An 18,974-nucleotide genomic window follows, 5' to 3' on the forward strand; every position below is an offset into this window, starting at 1 on the left:
CCAGGAGTAGCTCGCAAATGAATCCCAAGATCGCCATCATCGGGAGTACCGGGAGTCGCACAAGCCCCGATTTCGCCGCGACGATCCGAGACACCGAGAAAGCCGAGGAAGCCGCCTTCGAGATCGGCAGGGAATTGGCTGTACGCGGCTGCCCGATCATCGTGCATTCGAGCCAGGACGACTTCATTGAGCGGCATGTGGTCCGCGGGTACGTGGCCTCCGGCCAGGCGACGCCCAGATCAATTCACGCATGGGGGCGCTACGGCCACAAAGACGGCCACTTCCCCGAGGTCGCCGATCACCGCGAGCTGTTCGACATGCAACCAGACGCCGCCGTGGACTGGGAGGTCAGTTTCTACCGCTCAATCCTCGTCGCCGACGGGGTGCTCCTTCTCGGTGGTGGCCGGTCGACATTCATTGCCGGACTGATCACTCTGTCACGGCGCATCCCGATCGTGGCTGTCGCCCATTTCGGTGGCGGCGGAGAGAAGGTCTGGGCGTACGCGAACCGGGAGCCCAACCACGCCACCCCCGCTGAGCTAGCCACCATGGCGGAGCCCTGGCATCCCAGATCGGCCACAGCGATCACCGGTTCTCTGATCGATCAGCACGCCCGCCGCCTGTCCGCCCATCGGCTCGCCGAACAGGAGCGCATGCGTGCGCACCGGCGCACCAGCCAAAGCCTGATCATCGCCTTCGGCCTGCTTCTGCTGGCTCTGGGCACGATTCCCTTGTCGTATTCGTGGATGCCAGGCAGCGGGCCCGGGCTCGCCGCCCTCTTCATAGCGCCGCTGTTCGCCGCCACCTGCGGGGCGATCATCCGTAACGCCTCAGACCAGGCCAGCGACTGGATCAGGACCACCGTCCTCGGTGCCACCGCAGGCGCTATCGCCTTCGTGCTGTTTGTGGCCGCGCAACTGGCGACGACTCCCGACTTGCTGGAAGGAGCCGGTGCGCGCCGCCTGCTGTTCTTCGTTATCCCGGTCGCCTTCACTGCAGGGCTCACCTTCGATGCGGTGTACAGCAAGCTCCGGTCACAGGACGTCACGAGCACCTCACCTCTCGACGGCACACGCTGACTTACGGCCATCGAGGTCCTAGGACATTTCAACTGAAAGCTGCGCCAGGCCGGGGCTCACTCACTCGGAGGGAGGTGCGTGACCGACGGGATTCAACTCCGGAGCGTAGGCGGGCAGTTGGACGATGCGCAGCCAGTCGGCGTGCTCGGCGGCGAAGTCGGCGAGTTGGCCGACCAGATGCACGTTCAAATTGTCCAAGCACCACACCACCGGAGTACCCAGCTGCTGGTGGATGGCCACGATCAGGTCTCGGTAGTCGATCCAGAAGGACTTGGGCTCGCCCTCGCGGCCCCGGTAGATGTGTAGTTCGTAGAAACAGGTGCGGTCGCTCGCCGTCTCGGTAGGCCACGACGCCGGCCATGTTCACCCGGCCCGAGCCCTTGCCGCGCACCGCCACCACCGGGCGAGTGCGGACCGGCGCCCAGGTGCGTCCCTTCGGCGGCATCAGCCCTTGGCCGGCCTCGTCTTCGGAGCGGATATAGGCACCCGGGGTATCCATCCAAGTCAGAGGCGATTCAGTGGCCAGCCTCGCCGAATGGCAGGGACATATGCGGGATGATCTTTTCTAGGATGCGGGTGGTTCGGACCATCTGCGCAGCTCAGGCCGCGTGTGCTGGCCGTACAACCCCCACTCTTCTAAAGCGGGTGCCGCAGACATCCGATCTGCCTAAGTTGTCAAGCCGTTGCCTTCGACCGCGGCGGGAATGCCACGTGTTCGTTGTAGGTCACGCCTTTGTGTAGGCAGTGGTGCAGGCAGCCGAGCATCCGATTGAAGGCGTTGCGTAGCGCGCTGGAGTGTCGATCGCCTTCGGCGCGTCGCCGATCGTAGTGGACTCTGGGGCAGGCCTGGTGCTCGGAGGGAGGCGAAGGCCCAGACGTAGCCGGCGGCGGCCAGGCGCTGGTTCTTCACCTTGCGGTGATGGACGATCAGGCTTTTGCCGGAGGCGCTGGTGATGGGGGCCGCGCCGGCGTAGGCCTTGAGCGCTCGTGCGTCGGCGAAGCGGGTGCGGTCGTCGCCGAGTTCGGCCAGCACCCGGGCACCGGTGAGGTCGGCCAGGCCCGGGAAGCTGGTGATGATGGTGGCGTAGGGGTGCTGGCCGAAGGCCTGGCTGGTGGCGTCGGCGAGTTCGTCGGCGGCGCGGCAGGCCGCGTCCAGCTGCAGCAGTAGGGCCTGGGCCTGGCGGCCGAGGGCTTGCTCGACCAGCGGCAGCCGGCGGAGGTGTTCCTAGCGGAACAGCGTCTGGAGCCGCTCGGTCCAGGTGTCGATGTTGCGCTGGCGTCCGGAGGTGCGCAGCAGGGCGTGCAGTCGTCGGGTGGTGTCGACATGCGCCAGGGCGCTTGACCAGCGATCCCGCTGGTCAAGAACGCTTTGGAGGCGACTTAGGAAGGCTGATGAGCACATCGAGGTCAAGGTGCTCCTTGCAGAGGAACTTGAGCTCCTCACACTCGATTATCTGCATGCGTCCATGACGAGCGGCGAAATCGCGGCTGTCGTTACCCACCCATGAGGTGGTGACAAGGATGCCCTTCGTCGCACGCTTGTCTTCCATGACCCCTGCCAGAGCACGCACGGCCTCGATGCCGACGGCCTTGCTGCAACGCTTTGCCTGGATGATGGGTGCGCACGCTCCCTAGGGCATTTCGGGAGGAACGGGCTCCGCGGTACCGCGCCGCGCCACGAACACGAACTCCATGCCCGGCCGGTCGGGTGCGTCGCGTACGTCCTCGACGACGAAGCCGTGCTCGTGCAAGTCCCGCTCGATCTCCGTACGTTCGCGGAAGCGAAGTGTCGATTCCGAGGTCAGTACTCCCCCGTCCGCAGCGAACACGTGCGTACCCCGGAAGCTCACCAACGGCAGGCTCACGTCCGTCAGCTCGGCCCAGGTCTCGACGTGGCCGACGCCCGGGATGTCCGTCATGCAGTACGTGGTCTCGCGCGTCCACTCCGCCCACTCCTCCCACACGCGCTGCGCCGGATCGCGAGTCTCGAAGACAAGCCGCCCACCGGGCCGCAGCGCCTCGTACGCGCCGCGCAGCGTCGTACGCCATGCCTGCGGATCGACGATCGCCTGGGCGACGTTCCCGGTCATCGTCACCAGGTCGATCTGCATGGGCGGCAGGTCCCCCGCGTCGCCGTCGAGCCAGCGCACCCGCTCCGCGCCCGGCTTGCCACGCGCAACGTCGACGGACGCCCGCGCGGGATCGATCCCGGTGACCGTAATCCCGCGCTCGGCGAGTAGCAGCGCGAACACGCCCGTACCGCACCCGATGTCCAGCACGGACCGCGCGCCGAACTCCTCCGCCATCGCGAGATACGCGTCGAGATCGCTGCGGTCCGGATCGAGTGGGTCGTAGATGGCGGCGAGGCGCGGATGCCCGAAAGTTGCGTCAACCATGGAGGCGAACGTATGTGGCCCCAAGCCCGCGCGGCCACCGCTTTCTAGCCCGGGCGCGCGACGCTAAGCGCACGAGCCTGGGCGCGGCGAATGCCCGCTGGCCTGTCTCGACGCCCAGCTTGGATTTCGATGTTCGGCCGCACCGGAGGGCAACCACCACCCGGGGTGCGGGTGACCACGATGCCGTACGAGACGTCGTTTCGAGGCTCGGCCGTCTTGGAGAACGCCACCACTTCCGCTACGACGGCTGATCAGCCGACATAGCAGCCACCCGGCCCTCGGGACGTTCCGTCCCGGCTTCCGCGGTGGATGACGATTGCTGTTCCAACGGCCTGTGCAGCAGTAGCGCGGTCAGGCCGCCCGCGACCAGGCCCCAGAACGCCGCCCCGATGCTCAGGATCGTCATCCCCGACGCGGTGACCACGAACGTGACCACTGCGGCCTCCCGTCCCTCCGGCTCGGTCACCGCGCTGGCCAGCGACGAGCCGAGCGCCGACAGCAACGCGAGGCCGGCCACCGCGGTGACCAGTACGGGTGGGGACAGCAGCACCAGAGCCATGGCCAGGCCGGCGCCGAGGCCGAGCGTCAGTTGCCCGGCGCCGAGGGCCACCGTCGCGATCCACCGGCGGCCGGGGTCAGGGTGGGTGTCCGGGCCAGCGGTCAGCGCTGCGGTGATCGCGGCCAGGTTGACGGCGTGGCCGCCGAACGGCGCCGCCGCCGCGCTTGCCAGGCCGGTCGCGACGAGGACCGGGCGTAGGGGCGGCGTGTACCCGTATGTCGCCATGACCGCCATACCGGGGACGTTCTGCGCGGCCATGGTGACGAGAAACAGCGGGATGGCGATGCTCACCACTACGGACGGGTTCAGCGTCGGAGTGGTCAGCTCGACCGCGGGCCGCAGCGCCGCGCCGGACAGGCCGGTGCCGGGCCCGTGCACCGCGATGGCGATGATCGCCACGACGAGCGCGCCCGGAACTGCCCACTTCCGCAGGTACCGCTGTAACACCGCCCAGGTCAGGACGACGGGCACAGCCAACAGCGGGATGTCGACGACGGCACGGACCGGTGCGGTGCACAGGCTGAGGATGACGCCCGCCAGCATGGCACCGGCGATCGGACGCGGGATGGCGGCGATCGCCCGAGCCGGCCAGGGCGACAGGCCGGCGAGGACGATGAGCCCGGCGCAGACGATGAACGCGCCGACCGCGGCCGGGAAGCCACCGGGCACGGGACCGGTCGCCACCAGCAGCGCCGCGCCGGGGGTCGACCAGGCGATACTGATCGGCATGCGGTACCGCAGCCCAAGGAAGAGCGCCGCCGCCCCGATGCCGCAGCAGAGGGCGAGCAGCCCGGACGCGGCCTGCCCTGGCGTCGCCCCGACGGCACGCAGCCCGGCGAGCACGACGGTGAACGAACTGGCGTAGCCGACCACCGCGCTGACCAGCCCCGCCATGACAGCCTGCACCCGCACGCCAACCCCTCAGACTCGCAATCGTTCCGTCTACGGAACGAACCATAGCCACGTGGCCACCGCGGGACAAGCCCGGCGGCGGAATGCAAGGATTGCCGGGTGGACAGCCGAGACACGGATATCGGGAGCCGACTGCGGCGATTGCGGGAGGCCCGCGGCATCTCCCTGTCGGCGCTGGCCCGCAGCGCCGGCATCGGCAAGGCCACCCTGTCCGGCCTGGAACTGGGCACCCGCAACCCGACGCTGGAGACGCTCTACGCGGTGGCAGGAGCCTTGGGCATACCGTTGACGACGCTGGTTCTGGAGCCCGGCGCACCGCCCACGGAGGCCGTCAGCGTGCCCGGCGCCGCCGTAACGGCCACTCTGCTGGAGGTCTTCGAGGAGCCGACCGCGACGTTCGAGTTGCTGCGGATGAGCGTCCGCCCCGGCATCGTGCAGCACTCGCCAGCCCACGCCCCCGGCGTGACCGAACACGTCACGGTCCACGCGGGTGTGCTGCGCGCCGGCCCGGCCGACGCCCCTCTGCTGGCTGCGCCAGGCGAGCACATCTCCTGGCAGGCCGACGTCCCACACATCTACAGCACTGTCGGCCCAGACGAAGCACTGGCCACCCTACTGATCCGCTCCCCCCGACAGGCCTGAGCCACCGAATCGGCCGCACGACGGCCACCAGAAATGTCCTCGCCCAAAACTTTTGACCCTTGTACGGTCACCCGCATGAACGGGAAGCCCTGGCACGACTCGGTGACCGCGGTGAACGCAATGACCGCCCGATGGGTGAAGACCTGTTCGGGTGAATCGGTCGTGATGGCCGGCGCAGGCGCCTGGCCACTGCTGGCCCACCTGGCATCAGCCGCCGAGGGACGAGGGCGCAAAGAACTGCAGGAGGCCGTCGGGCTAGACGCCGCTACCGCCTCCCAGGCGGCCCGAGCCGTACTGTCGATCATGAACGGATCCACGGCGATCCGGTCGGCACTGGGCTTGTGGTCCCGGCCGAACCTGCCCCTGCGGATCACCACGCTTCCCGCAGGCATGTACGGCGAACTGACCTCAGACTCCACAGCCGACCAACTCCGACTCGACACCTGGGCCAAAGAGCAGACCGGCGGGCTCATCCCCGCCATGCCCCTCCAGCTGACCGACCGTGTGCTCCTTGTCCTGGCCATGGCGCTGACCGTTCGCACCACGTGGCTACGCCCGTTCACCGACGGCATCGACCTGTTCGAAGCCGGCCCGTGGGCCGGACGGGACATCCATGTCCTACGCCGCAGCACCCACGTACTCGACCGCGCCAGAGTCGCCGACACACCCGCCGGTCCGCTCACCTTGCTTCGCGTCATGGGTACCGGTGGAATCGACGTCCACCTCGTTCTCGGTGACGACTCGATGAAACCTGGCCACGTCCTCACGGCCGGCATCGACGTACTGGCCGGACTCCACCCCGCCACCCCAGCCGGCCTCCTGCGCGCGGGCAGCCCAGGCCCCGGAATGACCATCCGCCACGTCCGCGACCACGCCCCTGACGATGTACTGAACGTCAGGGTCCCGCGCTTCACCATCACTTCCACGCACGACCTGCTGAACCTGCCCGAAGTCTTCGGCCTGTCAACAGTGACGGACCCGAGCCGCGGGCACTTCCCCGGCATCAGCACCCAACCGCTCGCCGTCACCCAGGCCCAGCAGAACGCCGTCGCCACCTTCCAAGCCACCGGCTTCGAGTCCGCCGCGATCACCGCCATCGGCGCCGTCGCAAGCGGAATAGCCCCGCCACCTCCCTACCGCGTCAGGCACATCGACCTCGACTTCAGCCATCCCTTCGGATTCCTCACTGTTGACCGTCGAAGCCGCCTCATCCTGACCGCCGGCTGGGTCGCCGAACCCGAAACCTGGCTCGCAGAACCCAGCAGCTGAGCCCCGCACCATAGAGGAAGTCGTGACGCCCGTTGTCGGTGCCTCGACAGGAGGCTGGCGTCTGCTCGGCCACGCACACAGTGATGGCGCTCTGCATTTCCTTTGACGCTCGCTCGCCTGCGAGGGCGGCGGTGATGTTTCTATAGCGGTGACTATTCACAGCGAATGCGCTCGTTTATCGTTCGGAGCCTGCCGGAAGCGAACAACCAACAAATGAGGGCTCCATGTCAGCGCCGTGGTGGCCATTCTCGCCGTCACGTGGATCGACGGAGGCGGCATGAGCGGAGCCGAGGCGGCAGTGAAAGCCGACAGCCTCCAGCAGGACATCCGGACGGCCGTCTACGCGGTCCATCGATTCTGGTCAGATCACTGGTCGGATTACTTCCCTGGGGGATATTCGCCGCCCCGCGTCCTGGGTTCCTACGACGGGCGGAACCCGAACCGGCCTGCGTGCTCGGGACACAAGATGCTGCCCTACAACGCCTCCTACTGCATGACCCAGCATTTCATCGCCTGGGACATCAATCTGATGAGGATGAGCTACAGCTACGGCGACGGGCTCGTGTACCAGGTCATCTCACATGAATGGAGCCACACCGTCCAGAACCGTATGCCGTTCAGATATCTGGCGGCGCAGGTCGAACTGCAGGCTGACTGCATGGGAGGGGCGGCACTCGCGGGGGCGTCGAGAGACGGCACGCTCACGTGGGAGCGGGGCGACAACCGAGAGATCGCGGCGACGCTGCGGGGGCTGTCGGGTGACACGCCGTGGACGAACCCGCGCGATCACGGCAGCGCCACCGAACGGATCAACGCGTTCAACACCGGCGTCCAGTACGGCGTCAGGGCGTGCCTGGCCTAGCTCGCCTGCAGATCGACCTGGCGTTCGCCCCCGACGAGAATGCAGTAGTGCAGCACTCTGCTGACCACTTTGGTGACCATGTCCGCGCGACCCCTGTCCAGCCAGACGTATCCGGCCTGGGCCATCGCCCGCAGGGCGGGGTCGTCGGACGAGGCGACATGGTTGATGAGCCCGGCCGCCAGCACGTAGTAGCGCTGGTCGGTGTTGAGCGCGTCGCGCACTCCCGGGCTGGCGAACACGCCCACTGCGTGGCTGCAGGCGTCGAGCTGCGGAACCGAGCCCGGTTTGATCGGCTGGTTGGCCGCCTCCATGACCGGCCGCTGCCAGGTCATGCGCGCCGCGGGGATGGCCCCGACGGCCAGCCGCCAGTTCAGCAGGGCGCCGTAGATGCCGGCCGCCAAGGCGAGCGTTATCACGATCGTCGCGCTCGCCACGACCGGGCGGTTGACGCCCCGACGCGGTTCGGGGACGGGCGGTCGCCTCCGAGCTTTGATGAGGCTGCCGCACCCGGCGAGCAGAAGAGAGGGGTAGATCGCGTACGCGTACGTGAGCGTGGCGTAGTTGCCGATCGCCACCTGGAGCGGCGCGCCCTGTGCGAAGCAGGCGCCGGCCCGCTCCCACCCGCATTCGGCCACGGCGACGTGGCCGAGGATCACTAGGGCCATCGGAACGGCCGCCGTCAGGAGCATGATCCCCGCATGAGCGACGGCCCACGTTCCCGAGCCGCGGCCGCCGACCAGGATCCCGGCCGCCAGCGCCGCCAGCGCCAGCAGGCCCACGGCCACGCCCATGGTCACGTAGACGGCCTCGAGGAACTGACCCGTACCCACCTGTCTGCTGCCCGCGGTGAGCATGGGTTGCAGCGCGAAACCGCCCACCGCCATGAGGCAGCAGGCCACGGCGAACGGCAGGGAGGCCCGGACAAGCTGGGCGGGCAGACGCTGGAGCGGGACGGGCGCGGCATCGTCGTCGAGATGAAGCCGCAGGCCGCTCCCCGGTGCCGGCCGCGCTCGCGTCCCGGCCGCCACAAGGTAGGCACAGGCCAGTGCGATGGTGAGCACCAGTGGGGTGTACCTGGCCATCGCCACCAGTGTCACCACCAGCAGGTCCCACGTGACACCGGCCTGGACGACGGTGGCGATGCCATAGAACCAGAAACCCAGCCACGGGCCGATCACCACCGCCGACACCGCAACGGTCGCCAAGGCGATCGTCCGAGGGTGGGTGGAGACGGCCAGCCACGCCGAGGAGCAGGCTTTGGCCCAGGAGAGGAATGCCCTGATGATCAGCAGAAGCACGACACAGTAGGTGAGTCCGACCAGCGGGTTCACGGAGGCGAGGGTCCAGATCCACACCTCCGCGCGGATCATGGCCGCGTACTGGCCGGCGATGACGCCCACCGTGAAGCTGGCCGAGGCCCACCACAGACTCATCCGCGAACCATGTCCCGCGAGCCGCCCGATGCTCGCCCTCCAGACGGCCACGACAAGGACGCCTGAGATGAGCAGCCCGAACATGAGCCCGGGCGCGAAGTAGCGGGCGTCGATCACCCCCTCGGTGTCGAGTTGGGAATAGGAGTGGTATACGGGTGCGAAACCCAGGCCCGCCAGCGACCCCGCGCTGAACATCTCCCACTGGTCCAGGCGCAGGAGCCTGCCCGGCTCGTTCAGTACGGCCAGGCGATACCGCCGGGCGGGATGACCGCTGAAGAAGCGCAGCGGCCCCGGGTAACGCCGGTTCGACGAGGCGGTCTCGATCGCCGCGGCCATCGTCTTCTGCCGTTCGGCGGTGTCGCCCGCCCTGACATCCGCGTGGTGCTCGCGGGCGCGAAACACCGCGGTCCTGGCCAGCCACAGCACCAGGGTCATCACCGCCAGCCTGGCGCACTGCGGAAGCAGGCCGCCGGGAATCCAGATCGCCGTGGCGACCAGCGCGGGCACGCAGGCCGTCAGCAGGAACGACCACCAGATCGCCACCGTGAAGTGCGCGATACCGACGTCACGGTTGCGAATGTGCGCCAGTTCGTGCCGCAGGACCGCCTCGGTCATGGCGGGCGTCGGCGCGTGCGCGAGGACCAGCCCCATGCTCAGCACCACGATGTGGCGTCGGGGCAGGCCGAGCGCGCGCCCGGTGACTTCTCCCCTTCCCGGATCCACCAGCAACCTGACGTTCTTGCCGGGAGCCTCCTGCTCGGCGATGGAGGTGAACCTGCGTACCAGGTCCGCGTGGGCTTCGCCGCCGCTCACCTCCGCGAGGGCCATGAGTCCGCGGCGGAACGCCCACAGCGGGTGAAACGCGTAGAGCAGCAGGGCGAACAGCGCGGGCACGACGAGCGACCCGATCGGCAGGAGTGCCTCGCCCGCCGTCACTCCCGCGGTGCACTCGCCGTACCTGTCCACGAGCAGGGTCGGTTCGACCGAGCGCACGCCGAAACGCAGCGATGACAGGCACTCCGCGTGCCGGACGTGCTCGGGCAGATAGGCGACGCGCAGCCGGAGCTCGAACAGGAACAGGGCAAGGTAGAGGGAGCAGGCGATCGTCGCGGTGATCAGGATGAGGAACCGGGACGTCGTCGATGACGGCAGCGCGAACGGGTTCAGCCTGCGGCCTGACACCATCTCGCCCGCCGCGGTCACCTCTCGCCCGACAAGTGCCCGAAGGTCGCCTGTCGCAGGCGGAGGGCGGTGGACTTGTCCACGCCCAGCGCGAGTGCGATCTCCTCGACCGCCTGCGCGGTCTCCTTCACCTGAGCGGGATCGAGAACGGGAACGACGTCTCTGAGCCGGCAATGGGCGCCGGGCGCGACGGGAAGAGCCTGTCCCACACGCTCTTGGAGACCTGTTTCGAGGTACGTTCGACGGCCTGGGTGAGCGTGTTGGTCGCCGCGCCGGTCAGGACGGTCAGGACGATGGGAGTCAGGAGTGTCACCGCGTCCGCGAGCGAGAACCCGAGAAGGTCGTCACCGCCGCCGCGGAAGGCTCGCCGAGGGTTTCTCCGGGTGGCCTGGGCGATCGCCGGGAAGTATTCCGCCTCTTTGGGGGCGACCTCGGCGACAATGGCGTGAGCCATGTCGTCGAAGCGACGAGCGGATCCGTTCTCCGATTCCGACGCCATATCTGTCCTTAGCGAATGAATGGCCAGAGTCACCGCATGCTAACTTCCGTTCTGGCAGGAACACCAGAAAGAAAATTTCCGGCCACCGTGATACGGGTTGCGCGTCAAGTCCAAAAGTGATTCCGATTCGGGCTGAAATGATACGCCGTGTCCGGCTTTGTGGCTGGGGCAGTCCACATTCCTGATTATCACCAAGGGAACACGGGCCACTCGAGGCATCAGGAAAGATCGCCGGCGCCGCGCATGCGGTCCATCCCGCCGGAGTTGTGGTGCCCCCTACACACCCGCGGGGATGCTCCCGGCCTCTCGGTCAATGTCAGGATGGTCCGGGAGCGCTCGGCGATGAGGTTCCGCTTCATAGGCGATTGCCCGGTGACTGGGGCAACCCTCCGACCCATCCCCAAAAATGCAGAATAACCCCCAGCATGACCGGCACCATCGTCGCGGCCCCGCTCCACTCTCCCGGCGACATCTGGAATCCGCCGAGCAACCCGCCGAAAACCGGAAGGCCGATGCAGAACCACGGAGGGAACGGGAAACCATCGACCCGCTCCGGTGCGCCGTCTCTGACAGGCCAGCCGAGATAGGACCACCGACGCAGGCGTCCCGCGGGAAGGATGCGCGTGCCTTCAGGAAATTCCACGATCGCGCGCCGCGCGAGACCCTCGCCGATCCGCACCAAGAGGATCTCGTCGTCGGGCATGTCGTCCAGCCACGGATGCCACATGATCCGCTGCCAATAACCTCTGCCGCCGTCCAGCGGAGTAAGCCTGAGCATGGGGCACCGGACCAGCCCTTTACGGGTCGCGACATGCGCACGCACCAGCCACTCGACAGGCTCGGCCGACGCGGCCTTCCTATTGAGAATCCACCGTCCCGCCCAAGCCGACAGGCACCAGACAAGGACGGCGCCGATGACGGCCGGAAGTGCGACATCCTCCTCGGCGATCTGAACGACCGCACCGACCGGCAGCCCCAGACAAAGGGCGGTCAAACTGACCGCGGTGACGTGACGACTTCCGTAGAGGGACACCTGCGCTCCATCTCCATGGCCTTCCCCTACAACGCTCCAGAACAGGCGAACGTCCCCACAGCGCACCCGCATGTCGTTGAGTGAGGGTGGCGGCAGGCAGGCAAGCCCGTACGACCGAAAACCGCTTGCCTCGAATGGCGGGCTCAGAGAATCTGATGTCCATGATGCTTTGACGGACAGCCCCCCTCGCTACTCCGTAATGCCGCCCGCCCATACCCTGTTCAGCGAAGAGAGCGTCTTTGTCTCAGCAACACTCCCGGCAGGAGCTGTCCACCCCGGCCACCGTCACCGTGTTCGCCTCCCCCACAAGCTGGATCGAGTCCGATGCCGTCGCGCAATGCCACCAGGTGGCCGCCCTCGACGGAATGACGCACGTCGCCGCCATGCCGGACCTGCACCCCGGCAAGGGCGCCCCCATCGGCGCCGCCATGGCGTCGACCGTCTTGTACCCGTTCCTGGTGGGCTCCGACATCGGTTGTGGCATCGCCGTGTTCCCCGTCAAGCTGAAGCGCGCCGTACCCGAGAAGCTCGCCGCCCGGTTCCCCGATCTCGATCGCGCGCTGGACCCCGAGCAGGATGCCGACGATCCCGCCTGGGCCGTGGTCAAGGGCGATATTCCCGCAGGCCACGTCGAGGGCCTCGGGACGGTCGGCCGGGGCAACCACTTCGTCGAGCTGGCGCGGATCGGGACCGTCTTCGAGCCGGAGCACGCGAGCCGTCTCGGGCTCGCCGCCGGGGATCTGGTTCTCATCGTCCACAGCGGTTCCCGCGGGCTGGGCGAGCGGATCCTGCGGGCGCACACCGAGGTCAACGGCGCGGGCCCCGCCCCTGATCCCGGCGCCTACCTGGCAATGCATGACGACGCCGTACGCTGGGGATCGCTCAACCGGCGGCTGCTGGCCGCCCGGGTCGCTCATGCCCTGGGTACCGAGCCCACCGAACCGATCGTCGACCAGTGCCACAACCTGGTCGAGATCCGCGACGGGAGCTACCTGCACCGCAAGGGGGCGGCGCCGGGCGACGGCCGTGACGTGCTCATCGCCGGTACGCGAGGCACCCCTTCCTATCTCGTGGCCGGTCACGCCGGGCCGGACGCCAACCATTCCGTGGCGCACGGCGCGGGCCGCAAGATGTCGCGTGCCGACGCCCTGCGCCGGGGCCGGGCCAAGCACACGGTCGAGGAGCTGCGCCGCACACCGGTGGGATCGCTGGTGGTGTGTGGCGACCGCCAACTGCTCTTCGAGGAGGCGCCAACGGCCTACAAGCGCATCGAGCAGGTGATCGCCGACCTCGTCGACCATGACCTGGCCACGCCTGTGGCCACCACGATCCCTCTGGTCACCTACAAGACACCCGACCTCGGGAGAGACCACCGCCGCAAGCGAGGCCGGCTATGAACGTTCACCTGCTCCTGTCGGCCGGGCGCGGCCCGCAGGAGTGCACCTGGGCACTGGCCCAACTGCTACACCGCCTGGAAGCCGACGCCACCCGGCAGAGCCTGGAGACTCATCGAGCCCAGACCGTTCCCGGTGACCGGCCCGGTACCTACCGATCGGTCCTCATCCAGATCGCAGGAGACGACGCCGAGGCATTCGCCGCCTCGTGGACCGGAACCCTGTGCTGGCAGGCCCCCAGCCCATACCGGGCCAACACCAGCCGAAAGAACTGGTACGTCATCGCCCAACCGTGCCAGGTCGACACCCCGCACACGACCTTCGCGGAAGCAGACGTCGACATCGTCGCCTGCCGCACCGGCGGCCCCGGCGGTCAACATCGAAACAAGGCCAGCACGGCCGTACGGGCGATCCACCGGCCCACGGGGCTCGTCGTCGTGGTCGACACCGAGCGGCAGCTCAGCCTCAACCGCCGCATCGCCATGCGGCTGCTGCGACAGCGCATCGAGCACGGCGACGAGGCGGCAGGACGCGCCGTGACCACCGCCCGCTGGCGCATCCACGATGAGCTCGTACGCGGCAACCCCACCCGTATCGAACGTCCGGAAACGTCGAAGCAGGACCCGGCTCCGCAGAAGCAGACGCGCCGACGACGACGGCAGTCCACCCCGAACACTCACCGGGTTTGATCACGCGACTCTTGGGCGGGGTCGGCCCCAACGGTGCTGGCCTTCCGAAGCGCGTCTCGGAGCGCCTCGGTGCTGGTCACACCGACGATCAGCGCGCCGTTCTCGAAGACGAATCTCGGCACGGTGGTGACGCCCTCCCGCCGCGCCGCGGCCACGTGCTCACGTACCTCGGCGACCCCCTCCCCGGAGGCAAGAAAGTTCCGCACCCGGTCGCTGGCCAAGCCGACCCGCTCGGCCAACTCGGTGAGTTGCGGGTGGTCGGCGACGTTCACGCCGTCGCGGAAGTACGCGTCGTAAAGGGCGGTCGCCAACGCGGCCTGTACCCCGGCACCGTACTCGTCCAGGGCGAGCCACAGCAGCCGGTGCGCGGTCAAGGTGTTGACCGCCATCGCACGGTCGAATCGGTACTCGATTCCTTCGCTGGCACCGAGCCGTGTCATCTCCGCGAGCATCGCCTCCGCTTGTTCCGGACCGAACATCTCAGCCACCGTGTCCACCAGTGGCCGGGGCTCCTCGGGCGCGTCAGGAATCAGCTGGTACGGACGATGGACGAGTTCGACGTCCGGTTCCGCACCGGCCGCGGCCACCGCGCGGTGGAACTGGTGCGTGCCGAGGCGGCACCACGGGCACGCGATATCGCCGTATACCTCTACCTTCATCCAGGGTCCTTTCTTGTGTGGAGGTCGCCACCGGGCCGGGGATCGGCGCTCGCGGTGGGGTTCCGCAGCGCTCGGAGGGCATGGGACCATGCGAGGACTTCATCCAGCATGAGGGTCAGGGCGGCTTCCTGACGTTCGCCGGGGGCACACACGCCGGCCTTGGAGTCGGCGAAGTCGAAGTCGTAGTACGGGTTGATCGCGACTTGGGCGTGTACGTCGGCGATTTTGATCTCGCCCATGGTCTGCCGTAGTTGTTCGGCGGCGCGGGTGCCGCCGTAGACCCCGTAGCTGACGATCCCGGCCGCCTTGTCGTTCCATTCCGCGTACAGGTAGTCGATGGCGTTTTTCAGCGCGGCGGGGATGGCGCTGTTGTACTCCGGGGTGACGAACACGAACCCGTCGAACCTGTCGATCGTGGCCGCCCACCGCTTGGTATGTGCGTTCTGGTAGTAACCGATGACCGCGGGCGCGGGCTCGTCCAGCAGCGGCAGCTCGTAGTCGGCTATGTCGACGAGTTCGAGGTCGGCCTCCCCGGCCGTGACGGCGGGGTGTCGGCCGGCGGCCTCGGCGACCCACCGAGTCACGTCCTCAACGCGGCGCCCCGGGCGGGTGCTGCCCAAAATGATCGCGATCTGGATCATGGGCCTTCTCCTAACCGTCGGTGAATGTGCTCATGCTTGCTCAGCGTCCCGACGCTGGGCGTGTCGGGCCAGGCTGCGGTTTTCCTAGCCCTGGCAAGGCCAGGCTCGCCGCGAATACAATCGCAGTCGATGAGGGAGACAGAGCTGGGCGCGTTTCTACGCGCACACCGCGAGGCGGTCCCGCCGGCCGCGGTCGGGCTCCCGAACGGGAACCGGCGCCGCACACCCGGCCTGCGCCGGGCCGAGCTGGCCACGCTCGCGGGCGTCAGCGTGGAGTATCTCACCCGGCTGGAGCAGGGGCGCGACCGCAGCCCGTCCGCCCAGATACTCGCCGCGCTCTCTGAGACGCTGGGTCTCTCCCGTGACGAGCGGATTCACCTGCACCGGCTGGCGAAGACCACAGGCGGCGGCACGTGCGACGGGGCCGCCGCAACGCGGGCCCGGACGGTGCGCCCGACCGTACAGGCGCTGCTGGACCGGCTCGAGCCCGCGCCGGCGCTGGTCGTCAACCGGCCCGGCGACCTGCTCGCGTGGACGGCCGGGTTCGCGCGGCTCGCCGGCCCGACCGGGCTGCTGGAGGCCGAGCCACCGAACCTGGTCCGGTACGCGTTCACCGACCCGCGGGCGCACGACGCCCACCCGGACTGGGGCACGGTCGCCGGCGAGCGGGCCGCCGCGCTGCGGGCCGCGGCCGCGCTCGGCGACGCGCACGCGGCGCTGCTCGCCGAGGAGCTGACGATCATCGCCGACGCCCGCTTCCGCGACCGGTTCGAGGGCTCGGCCGCACTGCCCGCGCGCACCGGTGTCGAGCAATGGTCGCACCCGGAGGTGGGAGAGCTGCGGCTGGCGTACGAGAGCCTCGAACTGCCCGACCCCGACGAGCTGCGGCTGCTCGTCTACCTCGCCTCCGACGAGGCCACCGCCGCCGCCCTCGACCGCCTCACTGACCATCACCCCGGCTCACGTTGTCGCCATTGAGCAAGGTCGCCGCATAGCGCGTCCACGCGAAAACGCGTTGCCGTAGATGCTCGCAAAACGTATGGTTTTGCGCTCGTGATCACACTGGTGGAGCGAGTCCTGCCTGCCCGGCTGGGGACCGGATTTCGGTGGTTGCTGGCCTCGAGCTGGCTGACGAATCTCGGTGACGGGGTCGCGGCCACCGCGGGCCCACTGCTGATCGCGACGTTTCTGGGCCTGGCCCTGACCCATTCGCCGTGGGTCGCCGGGAGCATCTTCCTGGCCTTCGGCGCGCACGCCTTCATATGGGGCACGACCTCGGTCACCGTCCGCCAGCGCGCGGCCGGGTGAGCAGTGTCAACACCGTCTGTGTTTACGCCGGTCTGGTGGTCGGCTCGTTGATCGGCGGTGTCCTGGCCACCCGCTTCGGTGTCGCGGCGCCCTGCTGGTTCGCCTTCGCTGGCTCCGCGGTGTTCGTGGTGCTGCTGTGGCGGCAGCTCATGCTCATCGCCCACGACGATTGAGATCAGCCGCCGAGTGAGCCGAAGAGTAACGCGCCGGCGATCCCGGTGAAGAAGAGGGCGAACGCGATCTGCACGACGAGATCGGTCCCGGTGGCCAGGCCATAGGCCAGGGCGTCCGTCGTGATGTCCACGGGCATGAAGCTCATGAACATCCAGGCGAATGTCCGGAAGGCGAGCATGAAGAGCCCGTCCCACCAGCCGAACAGCAGTCCCCACAGCAGGACCCCGAGGCCGAAGAAGGCCAGGTACAGCCAGCCGCCGAGCGTTGTGCCGGACTTCGGCAGGAACCACTGCTCACCGCCCATCACCTCCACCCCTACGACTTCGTCGTGCCAGAGCCGCAGTGTGGCCGGTTGTCCCTGTTTGGCCTTGGCGTAGAAGCTCGGGGACACGTCGCGGGCCTGCCGGGCACCGTTGGCCCGCTGCCAGGTGACCTCGTAGTGGGTGGTCGTGGTGGTGCTCGTGTGTGTTTGGCCGTTGGCGTCGGTGGACGTCGTCGTCGAGGTCGTGGTGTAGGTGCGCCGGCCGGCAACGGATCCCGCCTCGTTGCCGAAACAGTTGCCGACGCCCCGATCGCACGCCACGACCTCGCGGAACTCCCTGGTCTGCCGGTACGGGCCGGCAGCGCCGGCGAGGGCCACCACGAGCACGCTCAGACCGAGCGCGACCACGATCCACCGCCCTAAGGAGCGCTTGGGCCAAGATACGCGGCGCGACAGCGGACGGAACCGGCGAAGCCTCATGCTCCATCTTTACAACGATCACTTACCCGTGGGGCTTCCTTGAGGATCTCCTCCGAGGCCCGACGTGACGGTGACGGCTTGCTGGGCGCTCGCCCGGGCGGAGCCGTTGCACTGGGTCGAGGTTCCGGTGAAGATCAGGCCGGTCGAGCAGCCCTGGTCGTCGGTGATGACCAGGGTGACCTGGTACGTGCCGGGCGCGGGGAATCGGTGCGTGGGCCGCGGCCCTCCGTCCCTGAGCACGGTTCCGTCGCCGAAGGCCCAGTCGTAGCGGACGACGTTGCCGTCCGGATCCGACGAGGTCGAGGCGTCGAAGCGGGCCTCGAGTCCGGTCGTCTCACCGACGGCCAGTGCCGCCTGAGGGCCTTGGTTCGGCAGTACGGCGATCGACTGGAACGCGGGCCGCATGCCTCCGGTGGGGTACGGGCTGCCGTCGAGTTCCTCCAGCTCGCCGCCCGGTTTGATGCGGAATGCCGAGGCGTCGTTGGAGTCGAGGTTCGACACGTACAGCCACCGGGCGTCCGGCGCGGGCGCCAGCGCCACCGGGCTCTTGCCCGCCTTGACGTCTGCGATGTGGTCAAGAGAGCCGTTGGCGCGGATGGTGTAGGCCGACACCAGCCTGCTTCCGCTGCCGATCAGCCCGCCGTCCGTCACGTACAGGTTGCGACCGTCGGGGGTGACGGCGGCCGCGATCGGGACGTCGGGCGCGGGGAACGGCGAGTCGGGCACCGGCGTCAGGGCGCCGTCCGAGTCGACGCGGAAGACGAACACTTCGTGCGACGCCTCGCCCTCGTGCCGCGCCGCGCACGGCACGAAGAGGAACCTGCCGTCGGGCGTGAGGGCCATCGCGCCGCCCGCCGCGCCGATCGGCGTCGTGCCGAGTCGCTTGAGCGTGCCCTTTTCTTGGACGGCGAATCTGACCAGCACATCCGGTTCGGTGTCCGCCACCGGGTCGCCGGTGGTCACGTACAGGTTGCGACCGTCGGGAGTCATGGCTATCCCCCGAGGATTTTCGCCCAGGACCGGGACGGATGTTCCGGGCGTGGTGAGCCTGCCGTCGCTCGCGATGGGGAACATCGTCACCATCGCGGCGCTGCGGCTGATGACATACAGCCGCTGCCCGTCGGGGGAGACGACGGCGTCGTCCGGGTCCGCTGGGGTGGGGGTGGACGGCGACAGTGCGGTGAGGCCGCCGTCAGCGCCGACCCGGTAAGTCGTGATCGTGCCGGCCGTGCCGTTGGCGACATAGACCGTGCGCGCGTCGGGTGAGATCACGATTCCACGGGGAGCCGCGTCGGTCGCCGTCAGCTTGGTGTCCGCCGTCAGGCCACCATCCTGCTGGATCGCGAACCTGGTGATGTTGTTGGACAGGATGTTCGTGACGTACACGGAGCGCGGGGTCGGCGCCTCGTGCGGGACAGCGGGGGTGATGGCCAGAGGCAGCCCGATCAGGGTTGCCAGCAGGCCTAACTTCGTAAGCACTGCAAGAGTTCCTCTCATTACG

22 protein-coding genes are annotated in these 18,974 nt (G+C 68.4%); 10 read left to right on the forward strand and 12 right to left on the reverse strand.

The genetic code is table 11. The features are described 5' to 3' along the window. Positions 1 to 17: 17 nt before the first annotated feature. Complete coding sequence (locus tag ACGFNP_RS33975) at positions 18 to 1,079, forward strand: hypothetical protein (protein WP_393325613.1); 1,062 nt, start codon at positions 18 to 20, stop codon at positions 1,077 to 1,079. A gap of 60 nt (positions 1,080 to 1,139) precedes the next feature. On the opposite strand, the gene ACGFNP_RS33980 is transcribed toward ACGFNP_RS33975, so the two are convergent. Together ACGFNP_RS33980 and ACGFNP_RS33985 are read right to left on the reverse strand one after the other, a co-directional pair. Then, positions 1,140 to 1,319, reverse strand: a complete 180-nt coding sequence (locus ACGFNP_RS33980) for a transposase (protein ID WP_393325617.1) — start codon at positions 1,317 to 1,319, stop codon at positions 1,140 to 1,142. Positions 1,320 to 1,746: 427 nt separating this feature from the next. After that, complete coding sequence (locus ACGFNP_RS33985) at positions 1,747 to 2,112, reverse strand: transposase (RefSeq protein ID WP_393325619.1); 366 nt, start codon at positions 2,110 to 2,112, stop codon at positions 1,747 to 1,749. Here ACGFNP_RS33985 and ACGFNP_RS33990 point away from each other — a divergent pair. Continuing rightward, positions 1,999 to 2,247, forward strand: coding sequence for a hypothetical protein (locus ACGFNP_RS33990; RefSeq protein WP_393326285.1), 249 nt, complete (start codon positions 1,999 to 2,001; stop codon positions 2,245 to 2,247). The genes ACGFNP_RS33985 and ACGFNP_RS33990 overlap by 114 nt on opposite strands. A 190-nt stretch (positions 2,248 to 2,437) precedes the next feature. Here the strand turns inward: ACGFNP_RS33990 and ACGFNP_RS33995 are convergent, their stop codons facing one another. The 3 genes from ACGFNP_RS33995 to ACGFNP_RS34005 all read right to left on the reverse strand — a co-directional run bounded on the left by ACGFNP_RS33995 (position 2,438) and on the right by ACGFNP_RS34005 (position 4,946). Beyond that, positions 2,438 to 2,695, reverse strand: coding sequence for a restriction endonuclease (locus tag ACGFNP_RS33995; protein ID WP_393326273.1), 258 nt, complete (start codon positions 2,693 to 2,695; stop codon positions 2,438 to 2,440). Between the two features lie 15 nt (positions 2,696 to 2,710). Continuing rightward, positions 2,711 to 3,475, reverse strand: a complete 765-nt coding sequence (locus ACGFNP_RS34000) for a class I SAM-dependent methyltransferase (RefSeq protein WP_393325621.1) — start codon at positions 3,473 to 3,475, stop codon at positions 2,711 to 2,713. 238 nt (positions 3,476 to 3,713) lie between these two features. After that, positions 3,714 to 4,946: a benzoate/H(+) symporter BenE family transporter gene (locus ACGFNP_RS34005; protein WP_393325623.1), complete on the reverse strand. Its 1,233-nt coding sequence runs from the start codon at positions 4,944 to 4,946 to the stop codon at positions 3,714 to 3,716. A 99-nt stretch (positions 4,947 to 5,045) separates the two neighbouring features. Here ACGFNP_RS34005 and ACGFNP_RS34010 point away from each other — a divergent pair, with 99 nt between their 5' ends. The 3 genes from ACGFNP_RS34010 to ACGFNP_RS34020 all read left to right on the forward strand — a co-directional run bounded on the left by ACGFNP_RS34010 (position 5,046) and on the right by ACGFNP_RS34020 (position 7,719). Further along, a complete protein-coding gene (locus ACGFNP_RS34010; protein ID WP_393325625.1) occupies positions 5,046 to 5,588 on the forward strand; it encodes a helix-turn-helix domain-containing protein in 543 nt (180 codons plus the stop codon). A 75-nt stretch (positions 5,589 to 5,663) separates the two neighbouring features. Further along, positions 5,664 to 6,857 carry a serpin family protein gene (locus ACGFNP_RS34015; protein WP_393325627.1) on the forward strand — a complete coding sequence of 398 codons (1,194 nt, stop codon included), beginning with the start codon at positions 5,664 to 5,666 and terminating at the stop codon, positions 6,855 to 6,857. 277 nt (positions 6,858 to 7,134) lie between these two features. Then, positions 7,135 to 7,719, forward strand: a complete 585-nt coding sequence (locus ACGFNP_RS34020; protein WP_393325629.1) for a hypothetical protein — start codon at positions 7,135 to 7,137, stop codon at positions 7,717 to 7,719. Here ACGFNP_RS34020 and ACGFNP_RS34025 read toward each other — a convergent pair. From ACGFNP_RS34025 to ACGFNP_RS34035, 3 genes are all read right to left on the reverse strand, one after another. Beyond that, entirely contained in the window at positions 7,716 to 10,355 is a 2,640-nt protein-coding gene (locus tag ACGFNP_RS34025) for a M48 family metalloprotease (protein ID WP_393325631.1), read from the reverse strand. The two genes, ACGFNP_RS34020 and ACGFNP_RS34025, sit on opposite strands and share 4 nt — an antisense overlap. Before the next feature lie 106 nt (positions 10,356 to 10,461). Next, the gene (locus ACGFNP_RS34030) at positions 10,462 to 10,788 is read right to left on the reverse strand and encodes a hypothetical protein (protein ID WP_393325633.1); all 327 of its coding nucleotides are present in this window, start codon (positions 10,786 to 10,788) and stop codon (positions 10,462 to 10,464) included. A gap of 400 nt (positions 10,789 to 11,188) precedes the next feature. Beyond that, the gene (locus tag ACGFNP_RS34035; RefSeq protein ID WP_393325635.1) at positions 11,189 to 11,866 is read right to left on the reverse strand and encodes a hypothetical protein; all 678 of its coding nucleotides are present in this window, start codon (positions 11,864 to 11,866) and stop codon (positions 11,189 to 11,191) included. Between the two features lie 239 nt (positions 11,867 to 12,105). Between ACGFNP_RS34035 and ACGFNP_RS34040 the strand changes: the two genes are divergently transcribed. Continuing rightward, a complete protein-coding gene (locus tag ACGFNP_RS34040; protein WP_358342408.1) occupies positions 12,106 to 13,263 on the forward strand; it encodes an RNA ligase RtcB family protein in 1,158 nt (385 codons plus the stop codon). Continuing rightward, positions 13,260 to 13,949: a peptide chain release factor H gene (gene prfH, locus ACGFNP_RS34045; protein ID WP_393325638.1), complete on the forward strand. Its 690-nt coding sequence runs from the start codon at positions 13,260 to 13,262 to the stop codon at positions 13,947 to 13,949. The genes ACGFNP_RS34040 and prfH overlap by 4 nt, the downstream gene beginning before the upstream one ends. Here the strand turns inward: prfH and ACGFNP_RS34050 are convergent. Next, entirely contained in the window at positions 13,937 to 14,608 is a 672-nt protein-coding gene (locus tag ACGFNP_RS34050) for a DsbA family protein (RefSeq protein ID WP_393325640.1), read from the reverse strand. The two genes, prfH and ACGFNP_RS34050, sit on opposite strands and share 13 nt — an antisense overlap. Then, positions 14,605 to 15,249: an NADPH-dependent FMN reductase gene (locus ACGFNP_RS34055; protein WP_393325642.1), complete on the reverse strand. Its 645-nt coding sequence runs from the start codon at positions 15,247 to 15,249 to the stop codon at positions 14,605 to 14,607. The genes ACGFNP_RS34050 and ACGFNP_RS34055 overlap by 4 nt, the downstream gene beginning before the upstream one ends. Positions 15,250 to 15,378: 129 nt before the next feature. Between ACGFNP_RS34055 and ACGFNP_RS34060 the strand changes: the two genes are divergently transcribed. The 3 genes from ACGFNP_RS34060 to ACGFNP_RS34070 all read left to right on the forward strand — a co-directional run bounded on the left by ACGFNP_RS34060 (position 15,379) and on the right by ACGFNP_RS34070 (position 16,730). After that, positions 15,379 to 16,227, forward strand: a complete 849-nt coding sequence (locus ACGFNP_RS34060; protein ID WP_393325644.1) for a helix-turn-helix domain-containing protein — start codon at positions 15,379 to 15,381, stop codon at positions 16,225 to 16,227. A 75-nt stretch (positions 16,228 to 16,302) separates the two neighbouring features. Beyond that, positions 16,303 to 16,557: a hypothetical protein gene (locus ACGFNP_RS34065; protein ID WP_358342398.1), complete on the forward strand. Its 255-nt coding sequence runs from the start codon at positions 16,303 to 16,305 to the stop codon at positions 16,555 to 16,557. Beyond that, the gene (locus ACGFNP_RS34070) at positions 16,554 to 16,730 is read left to right on the forward strand and encodes a hypothetical protein (RefSeq protein ID WP_393325647.1); all 177 of its coding nucleotides are present in this window, start codon (positions 16,554 to 16,556) and stop codon (positions 16,728 to 16,730) included. The genes ACGFNP_RS34065 and ACGFNP_RS34070 overlap by 4 nt, the downstream gene beginning before the upstream one ends. Before the next feature lie 2 nt (positions 16,731 to 16,732). Here ACGFNP_RS34070 and ACGFNP_RS34075 read toward each other — a convergent pair whose 3' ends face one another. Together ACGFNP_RS34075 and ACGFNP_RS34080 are read right to left on the reverse strand one after the other, a co-directional pair. After that, the gene (locus tag ACGFNP_RS34075; protein WP_393325649.1) at positions 16,733 to 17,401 is read right to left on the reverse strand and encodes a hypothetical protein; all 669 of its coding nucleotides are present in this window, start codon (positions 17,399 to 17,401) and stop codon (positions 16,733 to 16,735) included. 90 nt (positions 17,402 to 17,491) lie between these two features. After that, complete coding sequence (locus ACGFNP_RS34080) at positions 17,492 to 18,952, reverse strand: beta-propeller fold lactonase family protein (RefSeq protein ID WP_393325651.1); 1,461 nt, start codon at positions 18,950 to 18,952, stop codon at positions 17,492 to 17,494. Positions 18,953 to 18,974: the final 22 nt, after the last annotated feature.

The sequence above is a fragment of the Nonomuraea sp. NPDC049269 genome (assembly GCF_043197155.1).
Classification (GTDB): Bacteria; Actinomycetota; Actinomycetes; order Streptosporangiales; family Streptosporangiaceae; genus Nonomuraea.